The organism is Streptomyces sp. RKND-216, assembly GCF_004795255.1.
In the GTDB taxonomy this organism is placed as follows: domain Bacteria; phylum Actinomycetota; class Actinomycetes; order Streptomycetales; family Streptomycetaceae; genus Streptomyces; species Streptomyces hazeniae.
In genome coordinates, this window is the sequence record NZ_SSBQ01000002.1 from 19,565 (window position 1) to 41,468 (window position 21,904).

The following is a 21,904-nucleotide window of genomic DNA, read 5'->3' on the forward strand; positions in this document are numbered from 1 at the left end:
GGGCGGGTCAGCGGACGGGGACGCCGGAGACCGTGCGGGAGATGACCAGGCGCTGGATCTCGCTGGTGCCTTCGAAGATGGTGTAGATCGCGCTGTCGCGGTGCATGCGCTCCACGGGGTATTCGCGGGTGTAGCCGTTGCCGCCGAGGATCTGGATGGCCTGGCCGGTGACGGACTTGGCGATCTCGCTGGCGTACAGCTTGGACATGGAGCCTTCGGCGGACTCGAAGGGCTTGCCGGCGGCGGCCATCCAGGAGGCGCGCCAGACCAGGAGGCGGGCGGCGTCGATCTGGGTGCGCATGTCGGCGAGCTGGAAGGCGACGCCCTGGTTGTCGATGATGGGGCGGCCGAACTGCTCGCGGGTCCGGGCGTAGTCGAGTGCCACCTCATAGGCGGCACGGGCGGTGCCGACGGCCATGGCGCCGACGGCGGGGCGGGAGGCCTCGAAGGTGGCCATGGCGGCGTTCTTCAGCCTCTCCCTGCCTCCGGCCTGGGGAACCCCCGTCTCGCTTCGCTCGCCACCCTTGCGGGCGCGTTCGCGGGCGCGGGCGAGGCGCTCGTCGAGCTTCTCCTTGCCGCCGAGGAGGCAGGAGCCGGGGACGCGGACGTCCTCGAGGACGACTTCGGCGGTGTGGGAGGCGCGGATGCCGTGCTTGAGGAACTTCTGGCCCTGGGAGAGCCCGGGGGTGTTCGGCGGGACGATGAAGGAGGCGTGGCCCTTGGATCCGAGTTCGGCGTCAACGACGGCGACGACGACGTGGACGTTCGCTATGCCGCCGTTGGTGGCCCAGGTCTTGGTGCCGTTGAGCACCCATTCGTCCTTGGCCTCGTCGTAGACGGCGCGGGTGCGCATGGAGGCGACGTCGGAGCCGGCGTCGGGCTCGGAGGAGCAGAAGGCGGCGACCTTGACGTCGTCGGCGTCGCCGTACATCTGCGGGACCCAGGTGCCGATCTGTTCCTCGGTGCCGTTGGCGAGGACGCCGACGGCGGCCAGGCCGGTGCCGACGATGGACAGGGCGATGCCGGCGTCGCCCCAGAACAGCTCCTCCATGGTCATGGGGATGCCGAGGCCCGTGGGGTCGAAGAACTGCTGGGCGTAGAAGTCGAGGGAATAGAGACCTATCTTGGCCGCCTCCTGGATGATGGGCCAGGGGGTCTCCTCCCGTTCGTCCCATTCGGCGGCCGCCGGACGGATCACATCGGCTGCGAACCCGTGGATCCAGTCGCGGACGGCCTTCTGGTCGTCGTTGAGGTCGAATGCGAATTCCGCCATGGCAGGCCCTTCCCGAAGCGTGTTACCTGCAGTAACAGGTCATCCCGCCGGACAGTCTGTTACCGGCGAGTAAGGGCTGTCAACTCACCCGCTCGCCGCCGCGCGGCCCCTCCCCCGCGGGTGTTACGTTGCGCAGGGGACCGGCGACGACGGGCGGGGAGAGAACGGCGATGGGCACCACACGGCGCGAGGACCGGCACGATACGGCCGAGCGCAGACGGCGGGAACTGCTGGAGGCCGCCGACCGGGTGGTGCTGCGCGACGGCCCGGGCGCGTCGATGAACGCGATCGCCGCGGAGGCGGGGATCACCAAGCCGATCCTGTACCGGCACTTCGGCGACAAGGGCGGACTGTACCGTGCGTTGGCGGTACGGCACACCGACGCACTGCTGGACGCGCTCCGCGGCGCCCTGGACGCCCCGGCCGGCCGCCGCGAGCGGGTCGAGGCGACCCTGGACACCTACCTGGCCGCGATCGAGGCCCGGCCGCAGGTCTACCGCTTCCTGATGCACCCGGCGGAGGAGACCACCACGGGCGAGCGCGGTTTCGACGTGGGCCGTCATTCCGCTCCCCTGCTGCGCCGGCTCGGCGAGGAGCTCGCCTCGGTGATCGCCGAACGGGTGGAGCTGGGCCCGGACGCCCAGCGGGTGGCGCGGGTCTGGGGGCACGGGATCGTGGGGATGATGCACGCCGCCGGCGACTGGTGGCTGGCGGAACGTCCGTGTTCACGGCATGAGTTGGTGCGGTCCCTGGCGGATCTGCTGTGGGGGAGGCTGGCCGTCGCCGGTGACGTGCGCGGCGGTCCCGGCTTCTGAACGCCCCTCCGTGCCGCGATTCGGGGGCAGTCGGCCTTCTCGATAGGCTTGCCCCCGACCCAGGCGCATTGGAGGACCAAGGAAGATGGCAGGGAACACGGAGCCGCTGACGCCGCGGGCGAAGCTGGCCGTGACGGCGGGACGGGCCGCGGCGGCCTTCTCGCGGGCAGCAGGCCGCGGCAGCGGATCGGTGATCGGCGGCAAGGTGGCCCTCAGACTCGACCCCGACCTGCTGGCACGGCTGGCACGGCACCTGGACGTGGTGCTGGTGTCGGCGACGAACGGCAAGACCACCACGACCCGGCTGATCGCCGAGGCGCTGCGGGCCGGCGGCGAGGTCGTCTCCAACGCGCTGGGCGCCAACATGCCGGCCGGGATCACCTCGGCGCTGGCGGGCGGGTCGTCCGCGCGCTTCGGTGTGATCGAGGTGGACGAGAAGTACCTGGCAGGGGTGGCCCGCGACGTCACGCCGAAGGCCATCGCGCTGCTGAACCTCTCCAGGGACCAGCTGGACCGCGCCGCGGAGACCCGGATGCTGGCGGAGCACTGGCGGGAGGGGCTGGCCGGGCAGAAGGCCGTCATCATCGCCAACGCGGACGACCCGCTGGTGGTGTGGGCCGCCTCCGACTCTCCTAACGTGGTGTGGGTCGCCGCCGGCCAGGAGTGGAAGGACGACGCCTGGTCGTGCCCCGCGTGCGGCGGTGTGATGCAGCGACCCGGCGACGACTGGTTCTGCGGCGAGTGCGGCTTCCGCCGCCCCATGCCGACCTGGGCCCTGTCCGGGGACCACGTGCTGGACCCGCACGGTTCGGCGTGGCCGATCAAGCTGCAACTGCCCGGCCGGGCGAACAAGGCCAACGCCGCCACCTCGGCCGCAGTGGCGGCCAGCTTCGGCGTGGCGCCGCAGGTGGCCCTGGAGCGGATGTACGCGGTGACGGCCGTAGCCGGCCGGTACGACGTGGTGTCGTACCAGGGTCGCGACGTACGACTGCTCCTGGCGAAGAACCCGGCCGGCTGGCTGGAGACGTTCTCCCTGATCGACCCGCCCCCGGCGCCGGTGATCTTGTCCGTGAACGCACGCAGCGCGGACGGCACCGACACCTCCTGGCTGTGGGACGTGGACTACTCGCGGCTGGCCGGTCACCCGATCTGCGTGATCGGCGACCGCAAGCTGGACCTGGCGGTGCGGCTGGAGGTCGCGGGCGTCGACTTCCAGGTCTGTCAGAGCGCCCAGGAGGCGGTGCGGGCGTGCCCACCGGGCCGGATCGAGGCGATCGCGAACTACACGGCGTTCCAGGACCTGCGCCGCGTCGTGGGCAACTGAGCGGGGCGAGGAGACGAGCATGGGTGACACGAGTCTGCGTCTGGTGTGGGTCTACCCGGACCTGCTGAGCACGTACGGGGACCAGGGGAACGCCCTGGTGGTGGAGCGGCGCGCGCAGCAGCGCGGCCTGGAGGTGCAGCGCATCGACATCCGCTCCGACCAGCCGGTGCCGACCTCGGGCGACATCTACCTGATCGGCGGCGGCGAGGACCGGCCGCAGCGGCTGGCCGCGGAGCGGCTGCGGCGGGACGGCGGGCTGAACCGCGCGGTGGACAACGGAGCGATCGTGTTCTCGGTGTGCGCCGGCTACCAGATCATCGGGCACGAGTTCATCAACGACCTCGGCAAGCGCGAGCCCGGCCTGGGGCTGCTGGACGTGACGTCGGGCCGCGGCGAGGCCGAGCGGTGCGTCGGCGACGTGCTGGCCGACATCGACGACCGGCTGGGGCTGCCGCAGCTGACAGGCTTCGAGAACCACCAGGGCGTCACGCACGTCGGGCCGAACGCCCGGCCGTTCGCCCGGGTCCGGCTGGGCAAGGGCAACGGGACCGGCGACGGCACCGAGGGCGCCTGGCAGGACACCGTCTTCGGTACCTACATGCACGGCCCGGTGCTCGCCAGGAACCCGCTGATCGCCGACCTGCTGATCAAGCTGGCGCTGGACGTCAACGCACTGCCGCCGGTGGACGACCGGTGGTACGAGGCGCTGCGCGGCGAGCGCATCGCGGCGGCGGTCCAGCCCGCCTGAGCCGCGCTGCGGTACGGCGCCGGGGCACCCGCGGAGCGCGCGGGTGCCCCGGCGCCGTCGCCTGCGGAGGGCGGTCCTAGTCTGGTGCGGGCGGATCGGTACGAACCGGGAGCGTAGGGATGGATCACGGCGGACACGGCATGACGATGGATCTGCCGCCGATCACACTGGGGCGGGCTCTGGAGTTCTCCGCCGACCCCTTCTTCCTCGTGGGCTGTCTGCTCGCGCTGCTGCTGTACGGCGCGGGCGTGGTGCGGCTGCGGTGGCGCGGCGACGCGTGGCCGGTGTCCCGGACGGCCGGGTTCGTGCTGGGCGTGCTGAGCGTGGGCCTGGTGATGTGCACCGGGCTGAACGAGTACGGGATGGTCCTGTTCAGCGCCCACATGGTGCAGCACATGATCATCAGCATGCTGTCGCCGATCCTCCTGCTGCTGGGCGCTCCCGTGACGCTGGCGCTGCGGGCGCTGCCCGCCGCCGGGCGGGGGCGTCGGGGGCCGCGCGAGCTCCTGGTGGCGCTGCTGCACAGCCGGTACGTGCGCGTGGTGTCGCACCCGGCGTTCACGATCCCGCTGTTCATCGCGAGCCTGTACGGCCTCTACTTCACCTCGCTGTTCGACCTGCTCATGTCGTCGCGGGCGGGACACCTGACGATGATGGTGCACTTCCTCGCGGTCGGCCTGGTGTTCTTCTGGCCGATCATGGGAGTCGACCCCGGCCCCCACCGCCCGGGCTACGTGATGCGGATGCTGGAGCTGTTCGCCGGCATGCCCTTCCACGCGTTCTTCGGCATCGCGCTGATGATGGCCAGCGAGCCGCTGATCGGCACGTACGCGGACCCGCCCGCCTCGCTGGGAGTCACCGCACTGGAGGACCAGGAGTGGGCGGGGGGCATCGCGTGGGCCTTCAGTGAGATCCCGTCGGTGCTGGTCCTGATCGCGTTGGTGTTCCAGTGGTACTTCTCCGAGGAGCGCGCCGCGCGCGCTAGGGACCGGGCCGCGGACCGCGACGGCGACAAGGAGCTGGCCGCCTACAACGCCTATCTGGCGGCGCTGGACGCACGCGGACGGTGAAGGGCACGGGTTGCCCGGGGCCACAGGGGGTACGCGCTCGGTAGCGGTCCGGGCCGTGGCCGGTGACCATGGAGACCTGGCCGCGGCAGGGCGCTCAGGCGGACGCCTGACGGTGCCCGGCCGCCGGGAGGAGGCTGCCATGCCGGGAGCGGCGAAGGCGATGTCTGTGACCACCGTGGCGGCGCTGATCGTGGTGACCGCGTACACGGTGGGGCTGGGCGGAAGCGGCTGGCTGTGGTTCTCGTGGGTAATCCTGGGCCTGGCGACGGCCGGGGTGATCTCGACACGGCGGGGCTGAGCCGCCCCGCCTCTCCCTTACCCGTGGGACAGGAGTTAGGGTGCTGCGGCACCTTGACCAACGGGGGAGGCCGACGCGTGTTCTACCAGCTCTGCAAGTACGTCATCCTGGGGCCGCTGCTGCGACTGCTGTTCCGGCCCCGGATCGAAGGGCTGGAACGGGTACCCGAGGAGGGCGCGGCGATCGTCGCGGGGAATCATCTGTCCTTCTCCGACCACTTCCTGATGCCGGCGATCCTGCGACGGCGCATCACCTTCCTGGCGAAGGCCGAGTACTTCACCGGCCCGGGGCTGAAGGGGCGCCTGACCGCGGCGTTCTTCCGCAGCGTGGGGCAGATCCCCGTGGACCGCTCGGGCCGGGGTGCGGGTCAGGCTGCGGTCGAGGAGGGCGTGCGGGTGCTGGAGCGGGGCGAACTGCTCGGCATCTACCCCGAAGGCACCCGGTCGCACGACGGCCGTCTGTACAAGGGCCGGGTGGGGGTGGCGGCGATGACGCTGCGCACCGGGGTGAAGGTGGTGCCGTGCGCGATGCTCGGCACCTTCGAACTGCAGCCGCCGGGAAGGCGGTTGCCGCGGATGGGGCGTGTGACGATCCGGTTCGGCGAGCCGCTGGACTTCTCCCGGTTCGCCGGGATGGAGGGTGAGCGCACCGTGCTCCGGGCGGTCACGGACGAGATCATGCACGCCGTTCTGGAGCTGTCCGGCCAGGAGTACGTCGACCTGTACGCGCCCGAGGCCAAGGCTGCCGCGCAGGCGGCGAAGCAGGCGGGCGCGGGCGACGCGCGCGCCGAGGACGAGCAGGGCCGGTAGGTCCCGCCGGGCGGGAGCAGCGCGCCTCCGGGCCCGGCACCTCTCCTCAGCCGTCCTGGGGTGGCGGAGGGCGGCCTTTCACTTCTCACGGCCCGGCCGCCGGTCTCCGGCGGCCGGGCCGCGGTGTTCGTCCGCCGCGCCGCGGTGTTCTGCGGCGATGCCGAAGCGGCGGCGTTCGCCGGCAGCGGACGGGGCGGGGCGGACGGTGGAGACGGTGGTGATCACCCCGTCGTGCTCCTCGGCCGGCTGCTGAAGTCGTTCCAGGTCAGCGGCGGAGACGAGCGCGACCAGGGGCCGGCCGTGGCGGGTCACGACGACACGTTCACCGCCGTAGACGACGCGGTTGATCAGATCCGCGAGCTCAGCGCGGGCTTGCGTCACCGGAATCTCGTAGGCCATGCTCACCAGCATACGGACTGTACTTCCTGTATTTTCTGTACAGATTCGGGGGCACAGGTGCCCCGACGTACCCGAACAGAGGTGTCCGCGATGCGCCGACCGGTGCCGACTGCGCGCTACGTCCTTCCGGAGTTCACCGAGCGCACCACCTCGGGGACCCGAACCCACGACCCGTACTCCAAACTCCTCGACGAGCGGATCGTCCTCCTCGGCACCCGCATCGACGACACCAGCGCCAACGACGTGATGGCGCAGCTGCTGCATCTCGAACATGCCGCGCCGGACCGGGACATCTCGCTGTACATCAACTCCCCCGGCGGCTCGTTCACAGCCATGACGGCGGTGTACGACACGATGCGGTTCATCGAGTGCGACATCGAGACCGTCTGCCTGGGACAGGCCGCGTCGGCGGCGTCGGTGCTGCTGGCGGCAGGGACGCCCGGCAAGCGGCTCGCCCTGCCCGGTGCGCGCGTGCTCCTGCACGAACCGGCGTTCGACGAGCCGGTGCAGGGGCAGGCCGAGGATCTGGCCATCCAGGCCCGGGAACTGCTGCGGACCCGTGCCCTGCTGGAGGAGCTGTACGTGCGGCACACCGGCCGCAGCGCCGAGGCGGTACGGGCCGACCTGGACCGGGACACGGTGCTGGACGCGGAGGGCGCCGTGGCGCACGGCCTGGTCGACCGGATCACGGTCCCCCGCAAAGGTGCGTTCGCGGCGCGCGGGCGGGGGTGAGGGCGTGCTGCCGCCGGAACTCCCGCCGCTGCCGTCACTCACCCGGGCCGAGGGGGCAGTGGTCGACTCCTACCTCGAGGTCGTCGACCTGCTGGGCCGCATCAACCCCGCCCGCGGCAGCGACACCTACGGCGCGCTGCGTGCCGCACAGGCGCTGACCGGCCGGGCGGCCGCGCTGCGGGACGCGTTGACGCTCATGCAGCAGCGCGGCGAGCGGGATCTGCACGCCGCGACGCTGGCCCGCGCGCTGCGGGTGCTGGACGGTGAGCGGCGCGCCGCTCGGGTGACACTGCCCGCGACGGGAAACGGTGCCACGAAGGAGTGAACGGGCACCACGCGGCAACATGACGGGCATGACCACCCGCAACGAGACGCCCGCGGAACGCGCCGACCGGAACTTCCTGGAACTGCTCCAGGAGCTCCGCGTCATCCAGACCGGTGTGCAGATCCTCTTCGCGTTCCTGCTCACCCTCGCGTTCACGGCGCGGTTCCCGGAACTGGACTCCTTCCAGCGCGGCACCTACATCGCGACGCTCCTGCTGTCCGTGCTGGCGGCGATCCTGTTCACCGCCCCGGCGGCACTGCACCGCACGCTGTTCCGGCGGGGAGCCAAGCGGCTCATCGTGGACGTCTCCGCACGGTTCGCCGCCGCCGGGCTGTTCGCGCTGGCGCTGGCACTGGCGGGCGCGGTGCTGCTGGTGGTGGACGTGGTACTGGGCCGGAGTGCGGGCGTATCGGTGGCGGTGGCGGCGCTCGCGGTGTGCGCAGGATCGTGGGCGCTGCTTCCGCTGTGGCTGCGCCGGGGCCGGGTACGCCGGGATCCCGACGAGCCCGAGGGGACGCGCCGGCCGGGCGACGGGCCGGGCCCGGCCGCCGGCTCGGTGCGCTGAGCGGCGCCGGCGCGTTGGTCCGGCGGCTCGCCCCGGGGCGGTCAGCGGTGACCGTACCGGGCTCCTGGCGGGGCGGTGGAGACGATGACATCGGCGGCGTGGTCGAGGTCGGCGCCGGTGAGGTCGGCACGGGCGGTGAGGCGCAGGCGGGAGATGCCGTCAGGGACGGAGGGCGGGCGGAAGCAGCCCACGGTCAGCCCACGGGACGCGCACTCGGCCTGCCAGCGGACCGCCTCCTGCGGCGTGGGGGCGTGCACGGAGACCACCGCGGCGTCGGGACGTGCCCCGATCAGGCCGGCAGCGGTGAGCCGGTCGTGCAGTCCGGCGGCGGCGGCCCGTACCCGCGCGGCGCGGGCGGGCTCGGCGCGGAGCAGGCGGAGCGCGGCGAGGGCGGCGGCCGTGGCGGCGGGCGCCAGGCCGGTGTCGAAGATGAAGGTGCGGGCCGTGCTCACGAGGTGGTCGATGACGCGTGCGGGCCCCAGGACGGCCCCGCCCTGGGCGGCCAGCGACTTGGAGAGGGTGACGGTGACGACGGTGTCGGGACTGCCGGCCAGACCGGCGGCGTGCGGGGCACCGCGTCCGCCGTCGCCGAGCACGCCGAGACCATGGGCGTCGTCGACGAGGAGCGCGGTACCGTGCGCGCGGCAGGCGGCCGCGAGGGCGCCCAGGGGCGCGGCATCGCCGTCGACGGAGAAAACCGAGTCGGTGAGCGCCAGGGCCCGCCCCGGGTGCCCGTCGAGGGTCTTACCCACCGCGTCCGGGTCGCTGTGCGGGACGACGACGGTGCGGGCGCGGGAGAGCCGGCATCCGTCGATGAGAGAGGCGTGGTTGGCTGCGTCGGAGACCAGCAGCGTGCCGGAGTCGGTCAGTGCGGTGACGGCGGCGAGGTTGGCGGCGTAGCCGGAGGCGAGCACGAGGCCCGCTTCGAAGCCGCAGAAAGCGGCGAGTTCGGCCTCGAGTTCGGCGTGCAGCTCGGTGGAGCCGGTGACGAGGCGGGAGCCGGTGGAGCCGGCGCCCCAGCGGCGGGCGGCAGCGGCCGCCGCGTCGGTGATCTGCGGGTGACGGGCGAGGCCGAGATAGTCGTTGCCCGCGAGGTCCACACCGGAGCGGTCCGCGGCGCGCGGCCTCAGCGTCCGGTTCAGTCCGGCGCGGTGGCGCAGGCGTTCGGCCTCCTCCAGCCAGTGGAAGGGGTCGCGGGGCCGGCCGGGCATGGCGGGGTCCTGTCCTCGTCTGCGGTCGTAGGCTTCCGACAAAGGTAGCCGCGGGCCGGACAGGCCGGGGTGTGGCGATACACACACCCGTTTCCGCCGATCTTGTGGACTCTCTCCTTTCGCGGCGCGCCCGGCGTAGGCGAGTATCAGCGCCATGGACCTGCTGAACACTCTGGTGGACAAGGGGCTGCGGCGCGAACTGCCGACGCGCGACGAGGCGCTGGCGGTACTGGCGACGGCGGACGACGAACTCCTCGACGTGGTCGCCGCGGCCGGGAAGGTACGGCGCCACTGGTTCGGACGGCGGGTCAAACTCAACTACCTGATCAACCTGAAGTCCGGGCTGTGCCCGGAGGACTGCTCGTACTGCTCGCAGCGCCTGGGTTCGAAGGCGGAGATCCTCAAGTACACGTGGCTGAAGCCGGACGAGGCCGCGCAGGCCGCCGCCGCCGGGGTGGCGGGCGGCGCCAAGCGGGTGTGCCTGGTGGCCAGCGGGCGGGGCCCCACCGACCGGGACGTGGACCGCGTGTCGGAGACGATCGCGGCGGTCAAGGGCGAGCACGGGGACGTGGAGGTGTGCGCGTGCCTCGGACTGCTTTCCGACGGGCAGGCCAGCCGCCTCAAGGACGCCGGAGCGGACGCCTACAACCACAACCTCAACACCTCCGAGTCGACGTACAAGGACATCTGCACCACGCACGACTACGCCGACCGGGTGGAGACGGTGCAGCAGGCCCAGCAGGCCGGGCTGTCGGCGTGTTCCGGGCTGATCGCCGGCATGGGCGAGTCCGACGAGGACCTGGTCGACGTGGTGTTCGGGCTGCGTGAGATGGACCCGGACTCGGTGCCCGTCAACTTCCTCATCCCGTTCGAGGGCACTCCGCTCGCCGGCGAGTGGAACCTGACGCCGCAGCGCTGCCTGCGCATCCTGGCGATGGTGCGCTTCGTGTGCCCGGACGCCGAGGTCCGGCTGGCGGGGGGCCGCGAGGTTCAGCTGCGGTCGATGCAGCCGCTCGCGCTGCACCTGGCGAACTCCATCTTCCTCGGCGACTACCTCACCAGCGAGGGGCAGGCGGGCAAGGCGGACCTGGAGATGATCGCCGACGCCGGTTTCGAGGTGGAGGGCGCGGACACCACCACCCTGCCCGAGCACCGGACCGACGGGCTGGTGTCCGTGCGGCGGCGCGGCGCCGGCACCGGACTGCCGCCCAATGCCTGAGCCGTTCACCGGAGGAGGCCACCCCGTCGGCGGAGGCGGGCTCACGGCGTCCGAACTGCTGGCGCTGGACCGGCGCCACGTGTGGCACCCGTACGGGCCGATGCCCGGGCGGGAGGAGCCGCTGCTGGTGGAGTCCGCGTCGGGTGTGCGGCTGCGGCTGGCCGAGCCGGTGGAGGGCCGCCGTGAGCTGGTGGACGGCATGTCGTCGTGGTGGTCGGCCGTCCACGGCTACAACCACCCGGTGCTCAACGCCGCCGTGACCGAGCAGCTGGGGCGGATGAGCCACGTGATGTTCGGCGGGCTGACGCACGGGCCGGCGGTGCGGCTGAGCAGGCGGCTGGTCGACATCACCCCCGAGGGGCTGGAGCACGTCTTCCTCGCCGACTCCGGTTCGGTGTCGGTGGAGGTCGCGCTCAAGATGTGTCTGCAGTACCAGCGGTCCCGGGGCCAGCCGCGCCGGCAGCGGCTGCTGACCTGGCGAGGTGGCTACCACGGCGACACGTGGAACCCGATGTCGGTGTGCGATCCGGACGGCGGTATGCACGGCCTGTGGGCCGGGGTACTGCCCCGTCAGGTGTTCGCGGACGCGCCGCCGTCCGGCTTCGACGCCGCGGTGGACCCGGTGTACGCCGCGCACCTGCGGGAGTTGGTGGCGCGGCACGCGGACGAACTGGCCGCGGTGATCGTGGAACCGGTGGTGCAGGGCGCGGGCGGCATGCGCTTCCACTCCCCCGGCTATCTGCGGGTGCTGCGGGAGGCGTGCGACGAGCACGACGTGCTGCTGGTGCTGGACGAGATCGCCACCGGCTTCGGCCGTACGGGCGCACTGTTCGCTTCCGGGCACGCCGGGATCGCGCCGGACGTGCTGTGTGTGGGCAAGGCCCTGACGGGCGGCTACCTGACGATGGCGGCGACGCTGTGCACGTCGCGGGTGGCCGAGGGGATCTCGCGGGGCGAGGTGCCGGTGCTCGCGCACGGACCGACGTTCATGGGGAATCCGCTGGCGGCGGCGGTCGCCGACGCTTCGCTGGATCTGCTGCTCGGGCAGGACTGGGCGGCGGAGGTCGCACGGGTGGAGTCGGGGCTGCGCGCCGGTCTTGAGCCGGTACGGGCACTGCCCGGGGTGCGGGACGTGCGGGTGCTCGGTGCCGTCGGGGTGGTGCAGCTGGACGACCCGGTGGACACCGCCGCGGCCGGGCGGGCGGCCGTACGCGAGGGCGTGTGGCTGCGTCCGTTCCGCGACACGGTGTACACGATGCCTCCCTACGTGACCGGCGACGAGGACGTGGCACGCGTCTGTGCCGGCGTACGGGCGGCCGTGGCCGCCTCGGTGGAGGCCACGGGCGCAACGGGGACGGCGCGATGACGGTCCTGGTCGTCACCGGTACGGGCACCGGGGTCGGCAAGACGGTGGCCACCGCGGCGCTCGCCGCCGCCGCGGTTCGGGCGGGGCGTTCGACGGCGGTGGTCAAGCCAGCGCAGACGGGCGTCGCGCCCGGTGAGGCCGGTGACGTGGCGGAGGTCGCACGGCTGGCCGGGGACGCGGTGGAGACCGCGGAGCTGGCCCGCTACCCCGAGCCGCTGGCTCCGGCCACGGCCGCGCGCCGGGCCGGGATGGACACGCTGCCGCCGGCGCGGGTCGCCGCGGCGGTGCGGGACCTGGCCGGGCGGCACGATCTGGTGCTCGTCGAGGGCGCCGGCGGGCTGCTGGTGCGGTTCGACCAGGAGGGCACCACGCTCGCCGACACGGCGCGGCTGCTCTCGGCGCCGGTGGTGGTGGTCGCGGACGCGGCACTGGGAACGCTGAACGCGACGGCACTCACCGCGGAGGCGCTGCGGGCGCGCGGGCTCGACTGCGCGGGTGTGGTGGTCGGCGCGTGGCCGGCCGCGCCGGGGCTGGACCACCGGTGCAACCTGGAGGATCTCCCGGTGGTCGCGGGCGCACCGCTGGCCGGGCTGCTGCCCCAGGGCGCGGGCGGCATGTCGCCGGAGGCCTTCCGGGCTGCGGCTGCGGGCTGGCTGGCGCCGTCGCTGGGCGGCACGTGGGACGGGGGGCCGTGCGCGCCGGCGACCGGGGAAACCGGGGCGGGCGGCTGACGGTGCCGCGGCCGGTGGCCGGTCCGGCGTGCCGCGGGCGGCCCGGCCGGGTGGGCTGCCGTACGTGCGGTGGTCAGTCGCTCCAGGTGCGGAGCTCGTCGGCGATGGCGTGGACGTCCGCGGAGCCGTCCTTCACCAGCCGGGCCAGGTCCCGGATGCGTTCGGGCGAGATGACGACCCGCATGCCGCTGGCCACCAGGTAGGCATACGCGACGGCGGAGGCGAACAGGGCGTTGGTGCGCTCCAGCGCCGGGACGTGCAGCAGCAGCTGGAGCAGCGCGGCGGCCCGGTCGTGCGGCTCGGGGTAGACGGGCCGGTCGAATATGGTCGCGTCGTGCCGGCTGACGGCGGCGACGAGCGCGCCGTAGTCGGTGACACGGGGGTCGCCGGGGGCCTTCTCCTCAGCGATCATGAGCAGCCAGGCCAGGTCGATGCGGACGGTCACGCGGCGTTGCGGCCCTCGCTCTCCGGGGTGCCGAACTCCTCGGCGAAGACGGACTCGTAGCTCTTCATGAAATCGGCGGCGGCCTCCACGAAGGTGTGCCCCACCTCGCCGGCGTCGCGCTGCACCAGCTCTTCGATGTAGCGGTTCATGCTCATGCCCCTCTGCAACGCGCGCTCGCGCGCCGTCTCCGCCGTCACCTCGTCCACCCGGACGTTCAGCTGGGTCTTGGCCACGCTCCCACGCTAGCGCGTGAGCGCTATCACGGCAAGCAGTGGCGACCGCGGAAGCGGAGACGGGACGGCGCGGGCGCGTGACCAGGGGTGCTCCGTGCGGGCTGCTTTGCGGACGCTTTACGATGGGTGGCTCACCGGACAGTCGTCCGGGGTTCCAGATCGACCGGAAGGTGTGAGCGTCCGCCCATGGGCGAGCCTCCCAGTACCGACTCCGGCGGCCGTCAGGGCCGCCACACGTGCTGCCCCGCCAGCGTGCCCGATCCCGGGTGGGGGGTGACGGCACGATGACCGAAGTGCTCCTGCTTCTGGTGGCGCTCCTCCTCGCCGTTGCCTGCGGCGCCTTCGTGGCGGCCGAGTTCTCGCTGACCACCGTCGAACGCGCCGAGCTGGAGAACGCGGTGGACCGCGGCGAGCGCGGCGCGCGGAGCGCGATGAGCGCGGTCACCTCCCTCACGTTCCAGCTCTCCGGCGCGCAGCTCGGCATCACCGTGACCAACCTGGTGGTCGGCATGCTGGCCGAGCCGTCCATCGGCGCGCTGCTGGCCGGCCCGCTCGGCGACCTGGGGGTTCCCGAGTCGGCGTCGTCGTCCGTGGCGCTGATCATCGGTACCGCGCTGTCCACGCTGGTCATGATGGTGATCGGCGAGCTGGTGCCGAAGAACTGGGCGATCTCCCGCCCGCTGCCGGTGGCGAAGGCGGTCGCCACGCCGCAACGGCTGTTCTCGGCCGCCTTCCGGCCGCTGATCCGGCATCTGAACAACACCGCGAACCGCGTGGTGGTCCGGATGGGCCTGGAGCCCACCGAGGAGCTGGCGTCCGCACGGTCCCCGCAGGAGCTGGTGGCACTGGCCCGGCACTCCGCGAAGGAGGGGGCGCTGGAGGCCGACACGGCGGACCTGTTCGTGCGCACCCTGCATCTGGCGGAGCTGACCGCGGAGAACGTGATGACGCCGCGTGTGCAGGTCACCGCGCTGGAGGTACAGGCCACCGCGGAGGACGTCGCCAACGCGACCCGGGCGACCGGCCTGTCCCGCTTCCCCGTCTTCCGCGGCAACCTGGACACCGTCGTGGGGATCGTGCGGATCAAGGACGTGCTGGCCGTCCCGGCTGAGGAACGGCCGCGTCTGCCGGTGACGGAGCTGCTGCGGGAGCCGCTGCTGGTCCCGGAGTCGCTGACCGTGGACCGCCTGCTGGACCGGATGCCGGGCGGCGATCGGTCGATCGCGGTCGTCATCGACGAATACGGCGGCACCGCCGGGGTGGTGACGCTGGAGGACATCGTCGAGGAGGTCGTCGGTGAGGTGCGGGACGAGCACGACCCGCACGAGGCGCCCGACCTCGCACCCGCCGGGCAGGACGCGGACGGTCGCAGGCTGTTCGACGCCGACGGCGCGGCACGCACCGACCAACTGGCGCAGATCGGCCTGCGGGCACCGGAGGGGCCGTACGAGACGCTGGCCGGCCTGGTCGCAACGGAGCTGGGGCGGATCCCGTCCGAGGGCGACGTGCTGGAGGTCGCCGGATGGCGGCTGGAGGTGCGGGACGCCTCCGGGCGGCGCGCGGCGGGCGTACGCCTCACGGGGCCGCTGCCGCACGCCGAACACGACGAGGACGAGGGGGCCTGGCGATGACCGCGCTGCAGTTGTTCATCGGCCTGCTGACGCTGGTGGCCAACGCCTTCTTCGTCGGCGGCGAGTTCGCCATGGTCTCGGTGCGCCGCAGCCAGATCGAACCGCGTGCGCAGGAGGGCGACCGCCGGGCGCGGAGCGTGATGTGGGGCCTGGAACACGTGTCGCAGATCCTGGCCGCCGCGCAACTGGGCATCACGCTGTCCACGCTGGTACTCGGCGTCGTCGCGGAGCCGGCGATCGCCCACCTGCTGGAGCCGCTGTTCCACGCCGTGTCGATGCCGGAGGGCCTGATCCATCCGATCGCGTTCGCGATCGCCCTGTCCGCGGCGACCTACCTGCACATGCTGGTCGGCGAGATGGTGCCGAAGAACATCGCGCTGGCCGCGCCGTACCGCTCGGCCATGGTCCTTGGGCCGCCGATGGTGGCGCTGACCCGGGCACTGCGTCCGGTGATCTTCACGGTGAACGCGTTCGCGAACACGCTGTTGAAGCTGATCCGGGTGGAGCCCAGGGACGAGGTCGAGTCGACGTTCTCGGACGACGAACTGGCCCGCATGGTCGCGGACTCCAGCGAAGCGGGACTGCTGGACGACCGGTCCACGGAACGGCTGCGGGACGCACTGGAACTGGGCCGCCGCCCCGTTTCCGACGTGGCGCGGCCGCTGGAGCGGGTGGTGTCGGCGCCGCTGGGCGTGACGCCGGAGGAACTGGAACGGCTGTCGTCCGACTCCGGTTACTCTCGCTTCCCGGTCGTCGACTCGAGCGGACGTGCGATGGGCTACCTGCACGTCAAGGACGCCCTGGACGCGGTGCCGCGCGACGAGGCGTTCCCACGGAGCGCCCTGCGCCCGATCGCGCTGGTGCGCGGGGCGACGCCCCTGGACGACGTGCTGGGCGCGATGCGCGGCAGCCGTACGCATCTGGCGGCAGTGATCGGCGCCGAGGGGAAGGCGGCCGGCCTGGTCACCATGGAGGACGTGCTGCGGGAGCTGGTGGGCAGGCTTCCCGGCGGGTGACGTGCGGACCCGCTGCGGCACGCCGGGGCCGGCGTGCCGCAGCGGTGGACCCCTGTGAGCCGGGCGGCCGGGCGGGACGTACCGGCGATCTGCTTGACCGGGGCAACCAGTATTCTGGGGCGGCCATGGACAACGCCGCCGCGCCCCCGATCACCAGCTTCGTCGCCCTGGGCGACTCCTTCACCGAAGGCATGTCGGACCTGCTGCCGGACGGCAGCTACCGGGGCTGGGCGGATCTGCTGGCCACCCGGCTCGCCGCGCGGTCCGGCGGCTTCCGTTACGCCAACCTCGCGGTGCGGGGCAAGCTGATCCGTCAGATCGCCGACGAACAGGTGGCGGTCGCGGCGGCGCTGCGCCCGGACCTGGCGACGCTGGTCGGCGGGCTGAACGACGTGCTGCGGCCGCGCTGCGACATGGGCCGGGTGTGCGGCGTGCTGGAGGAGTCGGTGGAACGGCTCGCGCCGTACTGCGGCCGGCTGGTGCTGATGCGCAGCCCCGGGCGGCGCGGGCCGGGGCTGGAGCGCTGCCGGCCCCGGATGGAGCAGCTCTTCTCCTTCGTCGACGATCTCGCCGGCCGGCACGGCGCGACGGTGGTCGACCTGTACTCCGCCCCGTCGCTGACCGACCCGCGGCTGTGGGCGGACGACCGGCTGCATCTGACGGACGAGGGGCACCGCAGGGTCGCCGAGGCGGTGTGGCAGGCGGTCGGGCTGCCCGCCGAGACCGACTGGGAGACGCCGCTGCCGGAGTCCGCGCCGCCCGGCTGGCTGCTGCGGCGGCGCGCGGACCTGCGGTTCACGCGCGAACATCTGGTGCCGTGGGTCGGTCGCCGGCTCACCGGGCGTTCCTCCGGCGACGGACGTGCGCCCAAGCGCCCGGACCTCACCCCGCTGGCCTGCGAGGACACCCCGTAGAATCCGCGGTGTGAGTGACAAGCCCCGCATCCCGAACGTTCTGGCCGGCCGCTACGCCTCGACGGAGCTGGCCGTCCTGTGGTCTCCCGAGTACAAGGTCACGCTGGAGCGGCGGCTGTGGCTCGCGGTGCTCCGCGCCCAGCGGGACCTGGGTGTGGAGGTCCCGGACGGGGCCGTCGAGGACTACGAGCGGGTGCTGGAGCAGGTGGACCTGGAGTCCGTCGCCGCGCGGGAACGCGTCACCCGGCACGATGTGAAGGCCCGCATCGAGGAGTTCAACGCGCTCGCCGGGCACGAGCAGGTCCACAAGGGCATGACGTCCCGGGACCTGACGGAGAACGTCGAGCAGCTGCAGGTGCGGCTGTCGCTGGAGCACGTGCGGGACCGCACGGTGGCGCTGCTGGCGCGGCTGGGGAGGCTGGCGGGCGAGCACGCGGAGCTGGTGATGGCCGGCCGCTCGCACAACGTGGCCGCGCAGGCGACGACGCTGGGCAAGAGGTTCGCGACCGCGGCGGACGAGCTGCTGGCCGCCTACGAGCGGCTGGAGGACCTGCTCGGCCGGTACCCGCTGCGGGGGGTGAAGGGCCCGGTGGGCACCGCGCAGGACATGCTGGACCTGCTGGGCGGCGACGCGGGGAAGCTGGCCGAGCTGGAGCGTCGCGTCGCCGGGCACCTCGGTTTCGCACGCGCCTTCACCTCCGTCGGGCAGGTCTACCCGCGGTCGCTGGACTACGACGTGGTGACGGCCCTGGTGCAGCTCGCGGCGGCGCCGTCGTCGCTGGCGAAGACGATCCGCCTGATGGCGGGCCAGGAGCTGGTCACCGAGGGCTTCAAGGAGGGCCAGGTCGGGTCGTCGGCGATGCCGCACAAGATGAACACACGTTCCTGCGAACGGGTCAACGGCCTCGCGGTGATCCTGCGCGGGTACGCGTCGATGGCCGGCGAGCTGGCGGGCGACCAGTGGAACGAGGGTGACGTGTCGTGCTCCGTGGTGCGCCGGGTGGCGCTGCCGGACGCGTTCTTCGCGTTCGACGGGCTGCTGGAGACCTTCCTGACGGTGCTGGACGAGTTCGGCGCCTTCCCGGCCGTGGTCGCCCGCGAACTGGACCGCTACCTGCCCTTCCTGGCCACGACGAAGGTGCTGATGGGCGCCGTGCGGGCCGGTGTGGGGCGGGAGACCGCTCACGAGGCGATCAAGGAGCACGCGGTCGCCTCGGCGCTGGCGATGCGTCAGGGCGCGGAGCGCAACGAGCTGCTGGACCGGCTCGCCGCCGACCGCCGCATCCCGCTGGACCGTGCGGCGCTGGACGCGCTGATGGCCGACCGGCTGTCGTTCACCGGCGCAGCGGGCGAGCAGACGGCCGCCGTGGCGGCGAGGATCGAGGAGATCGTCAAGCGCCACCCGGAGGCGGCCGGTTACACGCCGGGGTCGATCCTCTGAGCAGCCCGCCCCCGCCGCCGTTCCGCCCCTCCCCCGCCGACCTGGAGGCCGCGCGCGACCGCCTGGTGCCGGACGTGGTCGCGGGGGGCTTGCGGGTGCTGTTCTGCGGCATCAACCCCGGGCTCTGGTCGGCGGCGACCGGCCACCACTTCGCGCGGCCGGGCAACCGGTTCTGGCCGGTCCTGCACCGCTCCGGGTTCACACCGCGGCAGCTGGCGCCGCACGAGGAGCGCGAGTTGCTGGAGCACGGCCTGGGCATCACCAACGTGGTCGCCCGGGCCAGTGCACGTGCGGACGAGCTGACCCGCGAGGAGTACGAGACCGGCGGGCGCGCGCTGGAGCGCAGGGTCGCGCGGTGGCGTCCGGCGTGGCTGGCGGTGGTGGGGGTGACCGCGTACCGGGCGGCGTTCGGCGAACGGCGGGCGGGCGTGGGCCCGCAGGAGCGGACCATGGGCGGCACGCGCATCTGGGTGCTGCCCAACCCCAGCGGCCTCAACGCCCATTGGCAACCGGCCGCGATGGCGGAGGAGTTCGGCCGGCTGCGTGCCGCCTCGGAGGCGGACCGGGCGGACGGCTGAGCCGCGCGCTGTGTGCCGCGTCGGCCGCTGCTGGTCGGTGTCAGTCGGTGTCGGCCGGTGTCAGTCGGTGTCGCCGACGGCGGCGACCAGGTGGAAGGGCAGATTGTCGCCCTGCCGGCCCACGCCGACACCCAGCCAGCGGTCGCCGACCTGCCAGCGGCGCAGGACGCGGACGGAGGCACAGAGGGTGCGCAGGGGTTCGGGGACCGGCTCCCCCGAGGCCAGCCGCACCAGGTCGTCGGTGAGGTCGAGTACCTCGGGCTCGCCCCAGCGGCGAGTGAGCAGCTCCACCAGCGCGTCGCAGTCGGCGCCGAAGGCCTCCTCCGCCTCCAGACCCGCGCTCGGGTCGTCCTCGGACGGGTCCGCGCCGACGGCGAGGTCCGCGGTGCGCGGTCCGGGCACCGCCAGGAGGCGCTCGACGGCGGCGGCGTGGTGGGCGAGGATCATGGGACCAGTAAACCGTCCTCCGGGGTGGGTTGACGACGGTTCAGGCACGGGCTTTCCGCGACGCCGGAACGGGAGCCGCCGGGATGCCGCCCCCGGCCCGGCCCCGGGGGAGTCCGCGCGGCCCGCCACGGGTCCGTTTCGTGAGGGCGGCGCTGCTCGCAGGGCCGCGGCGGAGCGGATACGATCCGCTGCACGCGCACGACCAGGGAGGCGGACGTGGGGAGGCTCACCGGCGGCGACCCGTCGCTGCTGCGTCGTATCAACTCCGCCGTCGTGCTGCGGGCCCTGCGCGGGACGGACGAACCGCCGACGCTGACGCTTACCGACCTCGCCCACGCGACGGGCCTGTCGCGCCCCACTGTCGAAGGTGTGGTGGAGGGCCTGGCGGATGCCGGACTGGTCGCCGAGGACACCCAGGGCGGCGGCGACGCCCGCCGCGGGCGGCCCGCACGCCGGTTCCGGTTCTGCTCCGAGGCGGGGCACCTGCTGGGCGTGGAGATCGGACCGCACCGCGTCGCCGCGGTGCTGGCGGACCTGACGGGGCGCACCACCTCGACGATGGCACGGCCGGTCGCGGAGGACGCCGAGGCCGGCCGGCGGCTGGAGCACGTCCGCACGCTGGTCGCGGACCTGCTGCGCCGGGCGGGGGTGGCCCGCACCTCGCTGCGCGCGGTCGGCGTGGGGAGCCCCGGCATCGTGGAGGCGGACGGCCGGGTACGGCTGGGCACGGCGCTGCCGGGATGGACCGGCCTCCCTCTGGGCGACCGGCTGCGGCGCTCCTTTCGCTGCCCGGTGCTGGTGGAGAACGACGCAAACGCGGCGGCGCTCGCCGAGCACTGGAAGGGCGCGGCCGCCGGCTCCGACGACGTGGTGTTCGTCCTGGCGGGTCTGAGCCCGGGCGCCGGGTCGCTGATCGGCGGCCGGCTGCACCGCGGGTTCGGCGGCGCGGCGGGGGAGATCGGGGCGCTCCACCTGCTGGGCAGGGAGGCCACCCCGGAGCGTCTGCTGTCCACGACGGGCGAGCCGCTGCACCCGCTGGACGAGGAGGCGGTGGCCCGGGTCTTCGAGCTCGCCCGGGAGGGCGACCCCCGGGCGACGGAGGCGGTCGGCAGGTTCATCCGGCGGCTGGTGCACGACGTGGCGGCACTGGTCCTGGCCCTGGACCCCGAGCTGGTGGTCGTGGGCGGCTGGGCCTCCGGGCTGGACGGGGTGCTGGGTCCGCTGCGTGACGAGCTGGAGCGGTACTGCCTGCGGCCGCCGCGGGTGGCGCTGTCGGAGCTGGGTGAGGCGGCGGTCGCGACCGGCGCGCTGCGGCTGGCGGTGGACCATTGGGAGGAGCGGCTGTTCGCGGTCGAGGGCACGACGGTCGGCGGCTGAGGCGGGACGCGAGCACGGCTCGCCGTTTCCCCGGTTGCCCCGCGCCCCGCGGGGGCCGGTCAGCCCGCCAGGGGCAGCGGACCGGTCTCGGCGAAGGTGAGCCGGCAGGTGTCGGCGCGGTAGGTGGCCACGGCGACGGCGGCGGTGCGGCCGGCGGAGAAGTAGCGGGTGGTGACGACAAGGACGGGCGCGCCGGGCAGCCGGTCGAGCTGACGGGCGTCCTCCGCACGGGCGGAGCCCAGTTCGACCGCGCGGTCCTGGCCCTCCAGCGCGTTGGTGTGCAGCAGCCGCAGCAGTGCGTGGGCGGCGTCGGCGTCGCCGTGGGTGAGGTCGGGCGCACCCGGCAGCGAGGCGGCGGGGAGGTAGAGGAGCTCGGTGGCGACCGGCTGTCCGTGGCTGATGCGGGTGCGGCGCACCGCGTGCACCTGCGTGCCGGGAGTGGTGGCCAGCAGCCGGGCCACAGGAGCGGGCGGCGCGGCCGGCTCGACGCCGTCGGTCTGCCACGCCTCGCCGGGCAGGCCCGGCCAGCGGTGGGGCTCGGGACCGACGTCGACGCCCACGCGCGGGGGCGCCACGGTGGTGCCGACGCCGCGGCGGCGCTGAAGCCGTCCTTCGAGTTCGAGCTGTTCGAGGGCCTGACGGAGGGTGGCGCGGGCCACCCCGAACCGGGCTGCCAGTTCCCGTTCGTTGGGCAGGATCTCGCCGACGGAGAACTCGGAGTCGAGCGCGTCGGTCAGGACGGTCTTCAGGTGCCAGTACTTCGGCTCCGGAACCTGTTCGAGCTGTGTCGTCCCCACCCTTGCCTCCGCATGTCGCCGCGCGGGGGCGGCAGTCGGGTTCTTTACGCGTGGTCCTTTATGAAAGGTTGTTGCGTAAGCCCGACCATAGGACGGCGTGGTGCGCTGGTCAAGACCAATCGACCGCGAGGGGTCGCGCT

General features: G+C 73.3%; 25 protein-coding genes. 18 read left to right on the forward strand and 7 right to left on the reverse strand.

The features are described from left to right. Window positions 1-7 precede the first annotated feature (7 nt). Complete coding sequence (locus E4198_RS00295) at window positions 8-1,273, reverse strand: acyl-CoA dehydrogenase family protein (RefSeq protein WP_136181333.1); 1,266 nt, start codon at window positions 1,271-1,273, stop codon at window positions 8-10. Between the two features lie 170 nt (window positions 1,274-1,443). On the opposite strand from E4198_RS00295, the gene E4198_RS00300 reads away from it, so the two are divergent. From E4198_RS00300 to E4198_RS00325, 6 genes are all read left to right on the forward strand, one after another. Continuing rightward, the gene (locus E4198_RS00300; RefSeq protein WP_136181334.1) at window positions 1,444-2,088 is read left to right on the forward strand and encodes a TetR family transcriptional regulator; all 645 of its coding nucleotides are present in this window, start codon (window positions 1,444-1,446) and stop codon (window positions 2,086-2,088) included. 85 nt (window positions 2,089-2,173) lie between these two features. After that, window positions 2,174-3,412, forward strand: a complete 1,239-nt coding sequence (locus tag E4198_RS00305) for a MurT ligase domain-containing protein (RefSeq protein WP_136181335.1) — start codon at window positions 2,174-2,176, stop codon at window positions 3,410-3,412. Between the two features lie 19 nt (window positions 3,413-3,431). Beyond that, entirely contained in the window at window positions 3,432-4,160 is a 729-nt protein-coding gene (locus E4198_RS00310; protein ID WP_027764720.1) for a glutamine amidotransferase, read from the forward strand. A gap of 119 nt (window positions 4,161-4,279) precedes the next feature. Further along, a complete protein-coding gene (locus tag E4198_RS00315) occupies window positions 4,280-5,230 on the forward strand; it encodes a cytochrome c oxidase assembly protein (RefSeq protein ID WP_136181336.1) in 951 nt (316 codons plus the stop codon). A gap of 160 nt (window positions 5,231-5,390) precedes the next feature. Further along, window positions 5,391-5,528 carry a hypothetical protein gene (locus E4198_RS24725; RefSeq protein ID WP_168711331.1) on the forward strand — a complete coding sequence of 46 codons (138 nt, stop codon included), beginning with the start codon at window positions 5,391-5,393 and terminating at the stop codon, window positions 5,526-5,528. Window positions 5,529-5,605: 77 nt separating this feature from the next. Continuing rightward, complete coding sequence (locus tag E4198_RS00325; RefSeq protein ID WP_136181338.1) at window positions 5,606-6,337, forward strand: lysophospholipid acyltransferase family protein; 732 nt, start codon at window positions 5,606-5,608, stop codon at window positions 6,335-6,337. Between the two features lie 78 nt (window positions 6,338-6,415). Here the strand turns inward: E4198_RS00325 and E4198_RS00330 are convergent, their stop codons facing one another. Continuing rightward, window positions 6,416-6,736: a type II toxin-antitoxin system Phd/YefM family antitoxin gene (locus E4198_RS00330; protein WP_136181339.1), complete on the reverse strand. Its 321-nt coding sequence runs from the start codon at window positions 6,734-6,736 to the stop codon at window positions 6,416-6,418. A 90-nt stretch (window positions 6,737-6,826) separates the two neighbouring features. Between E4198_RS00330 and E4198_RS00335 the strand changes: the two genes are divergently transcribed. Genes E4198_RS00335 through E4198_RS00345 form a run of 3 tightly spaced genes read left to right on the forward strand, consistent with a single transcriptional unit; the run spans window position 6,827 to window position 8,358 of the window. Further along, the gene (locus tag E4198_RS00335) at window positions 6,827-7,468 is read left to right on the forward strand and encodes an ATP-dependent Clp protease proteolytic subunit (RefSeq protein ID WP_136181340.1); all 642 of its coding nucleotides are present in this window, start codon (window positions 6,827-6,829) and stop codon (window positions 7,466-7,468) included. Between the two features lie 4 nt (window positions 7,469-7,472). Further along, window positions 7,473-7,793 (forward strand): hypothetical protein, encoded by a 321-nt coding sequence (locus E4198_RS00340; RefSeq protein ID WP_136181341.1) that lies wholly within the window; start codon window positions 7,473-7,475, stop codon window positions 7,791-7,793. 28 nt (window positions 7,794-7,821) lie between these two features. Beyond that, on the forward strand, window positions 7,822-8,358 hold the full coding sequence (locus tag E4198_RS00345; protein WP_247597487.1) for a DUF6328 family protein: 537 nt from the start codon (window positions 7,822-7,824) through the stop codon (window positions 8,356-8,358). 41 nt (window positions 8,359-8,399) lie between these two features. Here the strand turns inward: E4198_RS00345 and E4198_RS00350 are convergent, their stop codons facing one another. Continuing rightward, window positions 8,400-9,569 carry an 8-amino-7-oxononanoate synthase gene (locus tag E4198_RS00350; protein WP_136181342.1) on the reverse strand — a complete coding sequence of 390 codons (1,170 nt, stop codon included), beginning with the start codon at window positions 9,567-9,569 and terminating at the stop codon, window positions 8,400-8,402. A 154-nt stretch (window positions 9,570-9,723) separates the two neighbouring features. Here E4198_RS00350 and bioB point away from each other — a divergent pair, with 154 nt between their 5' ends. From bioB to bioD, 3 genes are read left to right on the forward strand one after another with little or no spacing between them, the layout of a single operon-like run. Beyond that, window positions 9,724-10,788: a biotin synthase BioB gene (gene bioB, locus E4198_RS00355; RefSeq protein WP_136181343.1), complete on the forward strand. Its 1,065-nt coding sequence runs from the start codon at window positions 9,724-9,726 to the stop codon at window positions 10,786-10,788. Next, window positions 10,781-12,154, forward strand: coding sequence for an adenosylmethionine--8-amino-7-oxononanoate transaminase (locus tag E4198_RS00360; protein WP_136181344.1), 1,374 nt, complete (start codon window positions 10,781-10,783; stop codon window positions 12,152-12,154). The genes bioB and E4198_RS00360 overlap by 8 nt, the downstream gene beginning before the upstream one ends. Further along, window positions 12,151-12,885, forward strand: a complete 735-nt coding sequence (gene bioD / locus E4198_RS00365) for a dethiobiotin synthase (protein ID WP_136181345.1) — start codon at window positions 12,151-12,153, stop codon at window positions 12,883-12,885. The genes E4198_RS00360 and bioD overlap by 4 nt, the downstream gene beginning before the upstream one ends. 73 nt (window positions 12,886-12,958) lie before the next feature. On the opposite strand, the gene E4198_RS00370 is transcribed toward bioD, so the two are convergent. Together E4198_RS00370 and E4198_RS00375 are read right to left on the reverse strand one after the other, a co-directional pair. After that, the gene (locus E4198_RS00370) at window positions 12,959-13,330 is read right to left on the reverse strand and encodes a fic family toxin-antitoxin system, toxin component (RefSeq protein ID WP_136181346.1); all 372 of its coding nucleotides are present in this window, start codon (window positions 13,328-13,330) and stop codon (window positions 12,959-12,961) included. Then, complete coding sequence (locus tag E4198_RS00375) at window positions 13,327-13,563, reverse strand: antitoxin (protein ID WP_136181347.1); 237 nt, start codon at window positions 13,561-13,563, stop codon at window positions 13,327-13,329. Before E4198_RS00375 ends, E4198_RS00370 begins: the two co-directional genes overlap by 4 nt. 284 nt (window positions 13,564-13,847) lie before the next feature. Between E4198_RS00375 and E4198_RS00380 the strand changes: the two genes are divergently transcribed. The 5 genes from E4198_RS00380 to mug all read left to right on the forward strand — a co-directional run bounded on the left by E4198_RS00380 (window position 13,848) and on the right by mug (window position 19,143). Beyond that, on the forward strand, window positions 13,848-15,194 hold the full coding sequence (locus E4198_RS00380; RefSeq protein ID WP_136181348.1) for a hemolysin family protein: 1,347 nt from the start codon (window positions 13,848-13,850) through the stop codon (window positions 15,192-15,194). Then, the gene (locus tag E4198_RS00385; protein WP_136181349.1) at window positions 15,191-16,210 is read left to right on the forward strand and encodes a hemolysin family protein; all 1,020 of its coding nucleotides are present in this window, start codon (window positions 15,191-15,193) and stop codon (window positions 16,208-16,210) included. Before E4198_RS00380 ends, E4198_RS00385 begins: the two co-directional genes overlap by 4 nt. A 125-nt stretch (window positions 16,211-16,335) precedes the next feature. Then, the gene (locus tag E4198_RS00390; protein WP_136181350.1) at window positions 16,336-17,124 is read left to right on the forward strand and encodes an SGNH/GDSL hydrolase family protein; all 789 of its coding nucleotides are present in this window, start codon (window positions 16,336-16,338) and stop codon (window positions 17,122-17,124) included. Window positions 17,125-17,134: 10 nt separating this feature from the next. Next, window positions 17,135-18,565: an adenylosuccinate lyase gene (gene purB / locus E4198_RS00395; RefSeq protein ID WP_136181351.1), complete on the forward strand. Its 1,431-nt coding sequence runs from the start codon at window positions 17,135-17,137 to the stop codon at window positions 18,563-18,565. Further along, window positions 18,562-19,143 carry a G/U mismatch-specific DNA glycosylase gene (gene mug, locus E4198_RS00400; RefSeq protein ID WP_136185092.1) on the forward strand — a complete coding sequence of 194 codons (582 nt, stop codon included), beginning with the start codon at window positions 18,562-18,564 and terminating at the stop codon, window positions 19,141-19,143. Before purB ends, mug begins: the two co-directional genes overlap by 4 nt. Window positions 19,144-19,203: 60 nt before the next feature. On the opposite strand, the gene E4198_RS00405 is transcribed toward mug, so the two are convergent. Further along, the gene (locus E4198_RS00405; RefSeq protein ID WP_136181352.1) at window positions 19,204-19,590 is read right to left on the reverse strand and encodes a hypothetical protein; all 387 of its coding nucleotides are present in this window, start codon (window positions 19,588-19,590) and stop codon (window positions 19,204-19,206) included. Between the two features lie 216 nt (window positions 19,591-19,806). Here E4198_RS00405 and E4198_RS00410 point away from each other — a divergent pair, with 216 nt between their 5' ends. Then, window positions 19,807-20,967 carry an ROK family transcriptional regulator gene (locus tag E4198_RS00410; protein WP_136181353.1) on the forward strand — a complete coding sequence of 387 codons (1,161 nt, stop codon included), beginning with the start codon at window positions 19,807-19,809 and terminating at the stop codon, window positions 20,965-20,967. 59 nt (window positions 20,968-21,026) lie between these two features. On the opposite strand, the gene E4198_RS00415 is transcribed toward E4198_RS00410, so the two are convergent. Further along, window positions 21,027-21,764, reverse strand: a complete 738-nt coding sequence (locus E4198_RS00415) for a GntR family transcriptional regulator (RefSeq protein WP_136181354.1) — start codon at window positions 21,762-21,764, stop codon at window positions 21,027-21,029. Window positions 21,765-21,904: the final 140 nt, after the last annotated feature.